10 protein-coding genes are annotated in these 11,934 nt (G+C 45.9%); 3 read left to right on the top strand and 7 right to left on the bottom strand.

Annotation, left to right across the window (positions count from 1 at the left end; all coding sequences use genetic code 11):
* Positions 1-59: 59 nt before the first annotated feature.
* Positions 60-740, bottom strand: a complete 681-nt coding sequence (locus KI655_RS15980) for a hypothetical protein (protein WP_285407061.1) — start codon at positions 738-740, stop codon at positions 60-62.
* Positions 741-825: 85 nt separating this feature from the next.
* Between KI655_RS15980 and KI655_RS15975 the strand changes: the two genes are divergently transcribed.
* The gene (locus tag KI655_RS15975; protein WP_285407059.1) at positions 826-1,599 is read left to right on the top strand and encodes a hypothetical protein; all 774 of its coding nucleotides are present in this window, start codon (positions 826-828) and stop codon (positions 1,597-1,599) included.
* A 108-nt stretch (positions 1,600-1,707) separates the two neighbouring features.
* On the opposite strand, the gene KI655_RS15970 is transcribed toward KI655_RS15975, so the two are convergent.
* The 6 genes from KI655_RS15970 to gcl all read right to left on the bottom strand — a co-directional run bounded on the left by KI655_RS15970 (position 1,708) and on the right by gcl (position 9,331).
* Positions 1,708-3,144 (bottom strand): amidohydrolase, encoded by a 1,437-nt coding sequence (locus tag KI655_RS15970; RefSeq protein WP_285407056.1) that lies wholly within the window; start codon positions 3,142-3,144, stop codon positions 1,708-1,710.
* 285 nt (positions 3,145-3,429) lie between these two features.
* Positions 3,430-4,038, bottom strand: a complete 609-nt coding sequence (locus KI655_RS15965) for a TetR/AcrR family transcriptional regulator (protein WP_261883222.1) — start codon at positions 4,036-4,038, stop codon at positions 3,430-3,432.
* A 134-nt stretch (positions 4,039-4,172) separates the two neighbouring features.
* Positions 4,173-5,483, bottom strand: a complete 1,311-nt coding sequence (locus KI655_RS15960; RefSeq protein WP_285407052.1) for a glycerate kinase — start codon at positions 5,481-5,483, stop codon at positions 4,173-4,175.
* A gap of 275 nt (positions 5,484-5,758) precedes the next feature.
* A complete protein-coding gene (locus KI655_RS15955) occupies positions 5,759-6,655 on the bottom strand; it encodes a 2-hydroxy-3-oxopropionate reductase (RefSeq protein ID WP_285407050.1) in 897 nt (298 codons plus the stop codon).
* A 37-nt stretch (positions 6,656-6,692) separates the two neighbouring features.
* Positions 6,693-7,469: a hydroxypyruvate isomerase gene (gene hyi / locus KI655_RS15950; protein ID WP_032553538.1), complete on the bottom strand. Its 777-nt coding sequence runs from the start codon at positions 7,467-7,469 to the stop codon at positions 6,693-6,695.
* A gap of 89 nt (positions 7,470-7,558) precedes the next feature.
* Positions 7,559-9,331 (bottom strand): glyoxylate carboligase, encoded by a 1,773-nt coding sequence (gcl, locus tag KI655_RS15945; RefSeq protein ID WP_032553539.1) that lies wholly within the window; start codon positions 9,329-9,331, stop codon positions 7,559-7,561.
* Positions 9,332-9,645: 314 nt separating this feature from the next.
* On the opposite strand from gcl, the gene aceB reads away from it, so the two are divergent.
* A complete protein-coding gene (aceB, locus tag KI655_RS15940) occupies positions 9,646-11,268 on the top strand; it encodes a malate synthase A (protein WP_285407046.1) in 1,623 nt (540 codons plus the stop codon).
* A gap of 92 nt (positions 11,269-11,360) precedes the next feature.
* Complete coding sequence (locus tag KI655_RS15935) at positions 11,361-11,801, top strand: heme-binding protein (RefSeq protein ID WP_285407044.1); 441 nt, start codon at positions 11,361-11,363, stop codon at positions 11,799-11,801.
* Positions 11,802-11,934: the final 133 nt, after the last annotated feature.

Raw genomic sequence — 11,934 nt, 5'->3', positions numbered from 1 at the left:
ACTCTCTATAAATAAAGACCGACGTAATGTCGGTCTTTTACTATTGATAATGCTATCTATTAAAAGTCTGCTTCTCTCGTTGGGATAAACTTACGCTTTTTTGCTAAACGTTTTCGTGCTTCATCCACTGAAATCAAAGTTTGATTTCCAATTTTACTTACTTTAAGTGGATCATTTTTGTTGCTTACTTCATTTCTAACTGCGCCAACATGACTAAACCCAGAAAGAAGTGCGTACTCTAAGGTCGTCAATTCAGTGTCGTGACTCATTGGGTAGATGTTTGCAACTATAAACTCTTGACTCATATCTAATTTCAAATCTAATTTAAGTCTGGCGATAAACTTGTAAGCTAATTTACTGCCAACTTCAATCACCTCTAATGGTTCATCACCAAAGCTCCCAAGGTGTACCAAATAAGCATCACACGTCGCGGTCCATCTATAAAGTTGCATTAAAGGGTCATAGAAATTCCCTTTCTTCATTTCATCTAAGTGAAAACCGTGCTCGGCATACTCCCACATAAACCGCATTATTTCACCGAGGTATGAACGCTTTACAACTTCTCGTTCTGACTCAGTGTTATTCCACTCGATAGTCAGATCTGGCCAACCCGTTCCATTAGCCAGTTCAGCGGTCTGATTAATACAGGTTAACGCATAGTAAGCATACTGGTTCATTTCAGCTTCAGTAATTGGAGATAATTTGCTTTTACTTGAGATCGTAATCTTTAATGTGCTCATTATTTTTCTTTTAATTATTACGTTGACAACATCATAAAACACAAACTATGATGCCGTCAACGTAATAAACTATGAGACAAACGCGATGAATGATCTATTCTCCCAATACGAGCAGCTTCTTAAAGACGGAAATGCAAGTTGCAACGAGAAGGCGTTGCCTGAAGAATTATTAATTGAAGAGAGTAAAGACTTAGCTGTTTTCTATGCTCCATTCGATTATGTAAATAAGAGCGCTAAAATTGTGTTATGTGGTATTACACCGGGGTTACAACAAGCGGAACTGGCATTGCAAGAGGCTAGCACCCAGTTGAGAAGCGGAGCAACACAAGAACAAGCAAAAATTTCAGCAAAAAAAACTGCTAGTTTTGGTGGTCCAATGCGATCCAACTTAGTTCGTATGTTGGATTTTGTGGGCATCAACAAGGTTCTAGGAATTAATTCGACTTCAGACCTGTTCGATACATCTGCTCATTTAGTCCATTACACATCAGCACTGCGTTACCCTGTATTCAAGTCAGGGAAAAATTACAGTGGTACGCCGTCAATGCTTTCCAATCCTCTCCTTCGTAAACAGGTTGATTCATTCTTAGTTCCAGAATTAAGTTCTCTCAGCGAACAAACCATTTATATTCCTCTAGGTCCTAAGGTTGAGGAAGTATTGAACTACTGTGCGAAAATAGGTGTCATCAAACCAGAACAAGTATTAGGTGGCTTACCTCACCCATCAGGAGCTAACGCAGAAAGAATTGCTTACTTTTTAAATGAAAAGCCAAAAGACCAATTGTCCGTCAAAACAAACCCAGAAAAAATAGACTCAGCTCGAGAAGTAATTCTGAATAAAGTTAGTAATTTAACCTAATAAATCCCAACTAACTCGAACAATATGACTTAGTAACTTCAATATCAGGCTTAAAAAGGAATCGATAGACGCCTTTTTAAGCCCACAAAATCATAAATCCACCATGCCCTAATCCATCAAACTCTTTGACTTGATTGCCTTCTTCGCTAGCTCCTTTGCAAACTCAGCAATATCGGCTTCGAATTCATCAACGCTTTGACGGATTTCATTCAGTTGTACTGTCTGCATCACGCGGTTTTCCATCACGATTTGACCATTAACGATCGTGGTGTCGATGTTGCTTGGGTTCGCTTGGTAAACCAAGGTCGCGTATGGGTCATAGCTCGGCATCATGTTCGCCGATTGCGTCTCTACAATCACGATATCGGCTTTTTTCCCCACCTCTAGTGAACCAATTTGGTCTTCCATATGCAGAGCTTTTGCACCGCCCAGAGTTGCCATCTCGATCACCTGTTCAGGAATCATGATAGTGCGGTCTGAGTGCTTCAAACGCTGCATGTTGGCTGCATAACTCAGAGTACGCATGATATCGACTTGGTTAGAGCTCATTGGGCCGTCCGTGCCCAAGCCTATACGCATGTCAGCCCGGTACATATCCCATGCAGGCGCAATTCCCGTCGCTCCTTTAGCATTTGCCATCGGATTGTAAGAGATACCAGCGTCAGCCTGTTTTAAAAGCCTCTGATCGTTCTCAGACAAATGAATACCATGAGCAATCACGACACGCTCATCGAGTACGCCGATTTCATCCATGTACTCCACCGGTGAATTGGCTGTTGTTTCATCTTTAATACGCTTTTCTTCATTGGGAAATTCCGCAACGTGAATCAACACTGGCACATCGTATTGAGCCGATAATCTATTGATTTCTTGCAGTTTATCTTTGCTCACTGTGTAGACGGCATGGGGCGCGTAGGCAGGTGTGATCAAATCATCGTTCTTGTACTCTTCGATAAATCCTTTTGCGTAGTCAATACCTCCATAAGGTTCTTTCGCATCAACCACTGGGAATTTAATCACGGTTTCACCCAAAACAGCTCGTAGACCTACCTCTTTGGTTGCCTTTGCCATTTCATCCATGTGGTAATACATGTCGGCATAGGTGGTGACACCACTTTGCGCTAATTCGATGCTGCCGAGTTTAGTGGCATTGTAGATGAGCTCACGACTTAGCTTTTCCGCTTCGAGAGGAAAGAAGTAGGCAAATAAGCGATTTGAGATCCCCTCTTCTCCCAATCCGCGAAATGCAATCATAGGAAGGTGGTTGTGAGCATTGACCATACCAGGCATGACGATACCATCTTGAGCATCGATTACTTTCTCCGCACGATACTGGGTCAATAGCTCCTCACTACCAACCGCGATGATCTGGTCGTCTTTCACCACGACAACTCCATCGTCAATCACGTCCTTAGTCGCGTTAATCGTCAAGACTTGGCCATTGGTTATCATTAAGTCTGCGTTGTAATCGTTCGTCGCTATAGTCGAACCACAGCCAGTTAAAAGAACGGCGCTAATTGTGTAAGCCAAGCTTTTGAGAGTCATGCGTGTACCTTTGAGTTGTGCGTTCATTTATCGGGAGCAGATGCTTCCTTAATAAAGTCAAAGTAGCTTGCCCGTGAGATTTTGCTACTTTCACTTTTGATAGCAAAGACAACCTTGCCATTAAATAAAACGACATACTAAATCGAGTCGAGCCGATACTGAAATCCGTTATTGCACACAAAGTCACAATTATGGGAATACGAGGCGCAATCACTGCAATTGAATATATTGGGGCCGATATGAAAAAGACCTGCAATTGCAGGCCTTATATGAAACTCAAAAAGCTTAGCTTTTTACGCCACACCCTTTTATCACCAACTGTGTGATGAATTTAGCTGCGTCTTCGTAATCTTGGTCATCGAGTTGGTCTTTTTTCATCACACTGCATATCTGCCAGCCGAAATCAGCATAGGTTTGAGTCGCGGCCCAAATGGTAAACATTAAGTGATGTGCAGGCACGTCGTCCATCAGTCCTTGTGCAGACCAAGTAGCAAACTTATCGATGATCATCTGGGATTGCTTATAAAGCTCATCCCCAATCTCTTTTGGCAATACTTTAGCGCCCGACATCACTTCATTGGCAAACACTTTGGAAGCGTGTGGGTGATCACGAGAGATGATGAGTTTGGTTTGGATATATTGCGAAAGAGCTTCGACAGGATCATCGAGCTCTTCAATAGGGCGAGAGGCTTCCAACAAGGGTTGCGTCACCGACTCCAATACCGCGTTGTAGAGCTTGTCTTTCGAACTGAAGTAATAGAATACGTTAGGCTTTGGAATGTCGGCAGCTTTGGCGATATCAACCATTTTGGTCGCAGCATAACCGTGCATCGCGAACTGCTCACACGCCACTTGAATGATTAAGTCTTGGTTCTTCTGCCTGATCTTAGACATATCATATCCCTACAACCGATTGATTTAGCTTTAGTGTCCTATACGATACAAATAACTTTGACCGCCCCTTTATTGTGCATGAGACGGCCAATCGATTGGTTCACATATTTTAATAAATGAGAGGGAGATTAACTTTAAAGTATCAAAATCGCTCGAAAGTCGTTTACATTGGTCAGTGTCGGCCCCGTTGTTAGTAACACATCAACCTTGTCAAAGAAGTCATAACTGTTATTCGCATCTAAATAAGTTTCCGCTTTCAAAGACAGTGCCTCACTCTGTTGCCACGTATTCGGCGTTATCCAAGCCCCTGCGTTATCTTCAACCCCATCAATACCGTCGGTGTCCGCCGCCAGTGCGTATATGTTGTCATGCCCTTTGAGTTCATTGAATAGACTTAGCAAAAACTCACAGTTACGCCCGCCTCGACCATTACCCTTTACGGTTACCGTCGTTTCTCCACCTGAAAGCAATACGCAAGGCGTATTGAAAGGGTGCTGTCGACTAGCCACTTGTTTCGCCAGCGCAGCATGCACCTTAGCGACCTCCCTCGCTTCGCCCTCAATGCAATCACTCAAAATATACGCAGGAACTCCTAACCCTTCAGCTTCCGCAGCGGCAGACTCTAACGCTGACATCGGGGTCGCGATAATATGGTGTTCAGCGCTCTTCCAACATGTGTCATCAGGTTTGATGGTCTCCGATTCTGGATTGTTGAGCCACTCAAATACTGATGTTGGCATATCTATTCGATAACGCTCTAAGATGGCGAGTGCATCAAAACGAGTCGTAGTATCTGGAACGGTTGGGCCCGATGCAATCACACTGATATCATCACCGGGTACATCTGAGATAGCCAATGAAACGACTCTTGCAGGATAGGCCGCTTTGGCAAGACGCCCGCCTTTGATCAGCGATAGGTGTTTACGTACACAGTTCATCTCATCAATTGCTGCACCAGATTTAAGCAGAGCTTTGTTGATCTGCTGCTTCTCAGCAAGAGTGATATCACCACCGGGTAGACTCAGTAATGCCGAACCTCCGCCTGACAACAGACAGATCACTGTGTCATCGGCACTTAAGTTCTTCACCAATTTCAGCATTCGCTGGCTCACTTCTAGCCCCATTTCATCGGGTACTGGGTGCGCCGCTTCGATGACTTCAATATGCTCGCAGGGTGCGGTATGTTCGTAACGAGTAACCACTAGACCTTCGAGTTCTCGAAGTGCGAGGTCGTGCTTTTTCTTATCACGCCATACAGCTTCTAACTCTGCTGCCATCGACGCAGCCGCTTTACCCGCACCGATCACCACCGTACGTCCAGCCTGATTGGAGGAGCGATAAAAAATAGATTCAGAAAGAAAAGGTTCGATGTGGTTTCGCGGTAGCGCTTCATTAACTGCGCTAGAGAAAAGGGTATGTAAAAACTGTTTAGCATCGATGTCCATCAGCCACTCCTTAGTCGACGGAATAAAAAAGAACCCTAATACAAGGACACAGGTGCCTGCTAAGAAATAAGTTGAAAAGGAACAACTTCAACCTCTGCCTTATATTAGGAACGCGCATAAAAGGAGACGAAACTACGCGATTTATAAACAAACTGCTTGAGCCTGTGGGGTCTGCCACCCACCCTGGAGAAGTGGCAGCCTAAGTTCGTTACTCTGGTTTCATGAAACATGCATTCAATACCAGAGTAACGAATAGATTTACCCTAAATCGGGTACTATCGGATTGAGTGATCCGAGCGTTTTTCAATGGCTTGAATTAGTGCTGAGTGATCCCAACCTTCACCGCCCATATCAGCACACTCACCAAACAGTTGTTGAGCCGTCGCCGTATTCGGTAGTGATACACCTAATTCTTCGGCACCAGTCAGTGCAAGGTTAAGGTCTTTCTGATGCAGCGAGATTCTAAATCCTGGGTCAAAGGTTCCTTCCACCATACGCTCACCATGCACTTCCAAGATCTTAGAGTTAGCAAAACCACCCAACAGCGCCTGACGCACGCGAGCAGGATCGGCCCCCGCTTTAGAGGCAAATACCAGTGCCTCAGAGACCGCTTCAATGTTTAATGCTACGATAATTTGGTTAGCGACTTTACACGTTTGGCCTGCGCCATTATCACCCACCAAGGTAATGTTCTTGCCCATCACTTCAAATAGAGGTCGCGCCTTATCAAAAGCAGACTGCTCACCACCAACCATGATAGTCAGCGTCGCATTGATAGCACCCACTTCGCCCCCTGATACCGGAGCATCAAGATAGGACGCACCGCCCTCGTTAATGCGAGCCGCGATCGCTTTGGTGGCGATAGGAGAAATTGAACTCATATCAATCACCAGCTTTCCAGCCGCACCACCTGCAGTAAGGCCTTGCTCTACGCCGTTATCACCAAACAGAACATCTTCAACTTGAGGTGTGTTTGGCACCATTAGAATGATCACATCGGCCTGCTCTGCCACTTCCGCAGGTGAGTGATAAACCGTTGCACCAGCAGCGACAAGATCAGCAGGTGCTGGGTTGAAATGGTCTGAAAGAAGGATTTCGTGGCCAGCTTTTTGAAGGTTGCTCGCCATTGGTTTGCCCATGATACCTGTACCAATAAATGCAATTTTAGACATGTTGTTCTCCTTAACGCTTTAAGATAACCAGACACAATTAACGGTACTGGTGCAGCCAACCAAGGCCTTCTGTAGTGGTCGTTTTCGGTTTGTACTCACAGCCAACCCAACCTTGGTAGCCCAGTTCATCTAGGTAGTTGAGCACAAATGGGTAGTTAATCTCCCCCGTTCCCGGCTCATGACGACCTGGATTGTCAGCCAATTGGACGTGAGCTATCTGACCAATGTTCTGCTGCATAGTTGGCGTAAGATCGCCTTCCATGATCTGCATGTGGTAGATGTCGTATTGAATCGAGAGGTTGTCGCTCCCGACTTCTTTAATGATCGCTTTCGCCTGTTCCGTGGTATTAAGGAAGAAGCCCGGAATGTCGCGCGTGTTGATCGCTTCAATCACTAAACTGATTCCTTCAGCCGCCAGTGCGTTTGCCGCATAGTGAAGGTTAATCACGAACGCAGAGTGCGCATCTTGCGGAGTTACCCCTTGCGGCACAATTCCCGCTAAGCAGTTCACCTGTTTGCAACCTAGCGCTTTGGCGTACTCTATTGCTTTCGGCACGCCCGCTTGGAACTCTTCAACTCTTGCAGGGTCAACCGCAATACCTCGGTCACCCGCCTCCCAATCACCAGCCGGCAAGTTAAACAGCACCTGTTCTAGGTTGTTCTCAACCAACTTCTGTTTGATCGCTTGCGCGTCAAAAGCATATGGAAATAGATATTCGACGCCTTGAAACCCTGCGTCGGCAGCCGCTTCAAAACGATCCATAAAATCCACTTCAGTGAATAACATTGACAAATTAGCCGCAAATTTCGCCATGACTCTGTCCTTTTTATCTGTAATCTTTGGGCACTAAGCCTGTGCCCATTGACGTTCCGTTAAGCGACTATCGGCTTAACGGAAACACATTATTTGTGCGCAAGCGCTGTCGGCGCGTCTTCGCGAGTCTCCGCTAGCGGCTCAAACTCGTTGATGGCATTGATCTCAACACCCATCGAAATGTTGGTCACTCGCTCAAGAATCAATTCAACAACTACTGGCACTTTATGCTTGTTCATAAGCGCTTTAGCTTGTTCAAACGCCGGCGCAATTTGCTCTGGTTCGCGTACTCGAATCGCCTTACAGCCCAAGCCTTCTACAACGGCAACATGGTCTACACCATAGCCTTCAAGCTCTGGCGCATTCTGGTTATCAAATGCCAACTGTACACAGTAATCTATATCAAACTGACGTTGAGCTTGACGAATCAGACCTAGATAAGAGTTGTTCACCAACACATGGATATAAGGCAGATTAAACTGTGCACCTACCGCCAACTCTTCAATCATGAATTGGAAATCGTAGTCACCGGAGATAGCCACGATGTCACGATTTGGATCAGCAGCTCGAACACCTAACGCAGCAGGGGTTGTCCATCCTAACGGGCCAGCCTGACCACAGTTAATCCAGTGGCGCGGTTTGTACACATGAAGGAACTGAGCCGCAGCAATCTGCGACAGACCTATCGTACTTACGTAACAGGTGTCGCGGCCAAAGGCTTTGTTCATCTCTTCATAGACGCGCATTGGCTTCATCGGCGCTTCTTCAAAATTGGTTTTGCGTAGCATGGTGGCCTTGCGCTGCTGACACTCCCCCGCCCAATCGCTTCGATTTGGCAACTTGCCTGCGTCGCGCCACTCTCGAGCGACTTCCACCATCAGCTCTAGTGCAGATTTAGCATCAGAAACAATGCCTAGATCAGGGCAGAACACTCGTCCTATTTGAGTTGGTTCAATATCAACATGCACGAATTTTCGGCCTTCGGTGTACACATCCACAGAGCCGGTATGACGGTTTGCCCAGCGGTTACCAACACCGAATACAAAATCCGAGTTAAGCATGGTTTCATTACCGTAACGGTGGGAGGTTTGTAGCCCTACCATACCGGCCATTAATTCATGGTCGTCTGGAATCGAACCCCAACCCATTAGCGTTGGTATAACAGGAACACCAGTGATCTCAGCAAACTGCTGAAGAAGTTCAGAGGCGCCCGCGTTGATCACGCCGCCACCAGAAACAATCAGTGGCTTCTCCGCTTCCGCCATCATGGCGAGTGCTTTCTCGACTTGTTGTCTGGTTGCCGTTGGTTTGTATGGCTCTAGCGGTTCATAAGAGTCAATATCGAACTCAATTTCCGCCAACTGAACATCTAACGGCAAATCAATAAGAACTGGACCCGGGCGGCCGGAGCGCATCAAATGAAAGGCTTTTTGAAACGCGCGAGGAACTTGTGCAGGTTCGAGCACCGTCGTCGCCCACTTAGTGACAGGCTGAGCGATCGATTCAATATCTACCGCTTGAAAGTCCTCTTTGTGCAGCCTAGCTCGCGGAGCCTGACCTGTAATACATAAGATAGGAATAGAGTCAGCCGAGGCTGAATATAGACCGGTAATCATATCCGTTCCCGCAGGGCCAGAAGTACCGATACAGACACCAATATTATCCTGATTGGTGCGCGTGTATCCTTCTGCCATATGCGAAGCGCCTTCTACATGACGAGCTAGAACGTGATCAATACCACCAAGCTTTTTCATCGCCGCATACATAGGGTTAATCGCTGCGCCCGGAACACCAAATGCGATGTCTACTCCTTCACGTTTAAGCACTTCAACCGCTGCTTCAATCGCTTTCATAATTGCCATTCGAACCTCCAGTTCAGATTGTATACAATTAAACTAACTTTTGTGTACTATGAGCCATTCTCAGCATTTATCAAGTCCAATTTGAAACATTTTTGTTACATCAAACGCGCGTTTTAAGTAAGCACTAACCCCGAAAAGCTTACAATTCATTGCTTCACATAAAATATCTTTACATAAAAATAAATTTCAAATATTTCGAATGATAATTAAATGTTAAATAGGCTTTGATTGTTTACAGTTTTTGCCATATAAATAAACTTAAAAATAGAATTTTGTATACAAAATGACATCGTATTGTTCAAAGGAGACAGACAATGATGAATGACGTAAAAGAGAGAGAAGAGACTTTGTGTATGCAGGTACTTGGCAATATGGACAACGCTGAGTACAAAAAGATCCTGTCTAAAGATGCTTTGATCTTCTTAGAAGCACTGGTGAAAAAGTTTGGAGAGCGCCGTCAAAACCTGCTAACTGACCGCGAAGCTAAACAAGCCCAATTCGATGCGGGTGCATTGCCTGATTTCAGAGACGATACGGCAGCGATTCGTGACGACAAAACGTGGAAGGTCGCGACACCGCCACCAGAACTATTAGACCGCCGCGTTGAGATCACCGGTCCTATTGAACGTAAGATGGTCATCAATGCGCTTAACTCCGGCGCTAAAGTTTTCATGTGTTGCTTTGAAGACGCTTCATCTCCGACTTGGGAGAACATGGTCGACGGTCAAATCAACCTCAGAGATGCCAACCTTGGCACCATCAGCTACTACGATGAAAAGAAACAGAAGAACTACCAACTGGTGAATAACCCTGCACTGTTGATCGCGCGCCCACGTGGTATTCACCTCCCAGAGCAGTCTATCCAATTTAACCACCAACCGATAGCTGGCTGCTTAATGGATTTCGCTCTCTACTTTTTTCATAACTATCAATCACGTGCAGAGCAAGGCTTAGGTGTGTACTACTACATTCCAAAACTTGAAAGCATGGAAGAAGCGCAATGGTGGGACGATATCTTCAGCTTCACCGAGCAATATTTCAAAGTACCAAAAGGCACGATTCGAGCAACAGTATTGATAGAAACACTTCCTGCTGTATTCCAGATGGATGAAATTCTTTATGCGATGCGTGACCACATTGTTGCAATGAACTGTGGCCGTTGGGACTACATTTTCAGCTACATCAAAACGTTAAAGAACCACCAAGACCGTATTCTGCCTGATCGTCATGGTATCGGTATGGATCAAGAGTTTCTTAACGCCTACAGCCAACTGCTAGTGAGAACCTGTCACGCTCGCGGCGCGCTGGCGATGGGCGGCATGTCAGCATTCATCCCAGCGAAAGATCCCGCTGAGATGGAGCGCGTTACCGCCAAGGTTATTGAAGACAAGCAACGAGAATCTAAAAACGGTCATGACGGCACTTGGGTCGCGCACCCAGCACTGGTTGACCTTGCAATGTCTGAGTTCGACAAACATCTAGATGGAAAGGTCAACCAAATCGACTTCCAAAGCCCACAACATGAGATCAGTGCAGAGCTTCTGCTAAAGCCTTGCGAAGGAACCCGCGACGAAGCAGGCGTGCGTAAGAACATTCGTATCGCTCTCTACTACATCGAAGCATGGATTCAAGGCCATGGTTGTGTGCCAATTTATGGACTGATGGAAGACGCCGCTACGGCTGAGATCTCTAGAGCCAATATTTGGCAATGGATTCACCACGGCGTCACGTTAGACGATGGCCAAACCTTTACTAAAGAACTCTTCCACTCTTGGCTATACCAAGAGCTAGACACCATTAAACAAGAAGTCGGAGAAGCTCGCTATGCTGCAGGTCGATTCGAGGAGACAGCCGATCTCTTCTATCAACTGTCTACAGCAGAAGCGTTCGCCGCCTTCCTAACTTTACCCAGCTATGGGCTATTACAAGCGTCTTGACCTGACGCTTGGCCAACTTGAACTTGTGTCGCTTTAATCCTTAAACGACTCGGGAACAAGTTGGTTTAAGCCCCTGAAAAACAGGAGATAACATGGGAAGTTTGACTCTACAACAAGCGTTAACCATCATAGATGGAACCTTTAAAGCAGGCAGAAAGATCCATACTGAGCCTCTAACCGTTGCGGTTTTAGACAGCGGCGGCAAGCTCATCTCCCTGCAACGTCAGGATGGCTCTAGCATGATGCGACCAGACATCGCCATTGCTAAAGCTTGGGGAGCACTCGCACTCGGTTGCTCTTCTAGAAAACTCGCCCAAGATGCTGATAACAGACCAGCATTTATCTCCGCAGTAAACGTACTCGCACACGGGAACATGGTGCCTGTACCCGGGGGGCTACTCATCAGAGATAAAGATAAAACCGTACTCGGTGCCATTGGCGTCAGTGGTGATATCTCAGATATCGACGAAAGCTGCGCGATTAATGGAATTGGCTGTGCAGACCTTTACAGTGATGAGATGCTACAAGCCTAAACCTTAAATCTCGATACCACTTCCCTCTACATGGGGTAAATTGTGGACACAAAAAAACCGAAGCACTGAGCTTCGGTTTTTCGTTTTAACTTGGTGGCATTTGTTAGACGGTTATAAATAGTTAAACAGCCAT

It is taken from the genome of Vibrio sp. D404a, assembly GCF_030248535.1.
In the GTDB taxonomy this organism is placed as follows: Bacteria; Pseudomonadota; Gammaproteobacteria; order Enterobacterales; family Vibrionaceae; genus Vibrio.
This window is presented reverse-complemented; position numbering and strand designations above follow the sequence as displayed.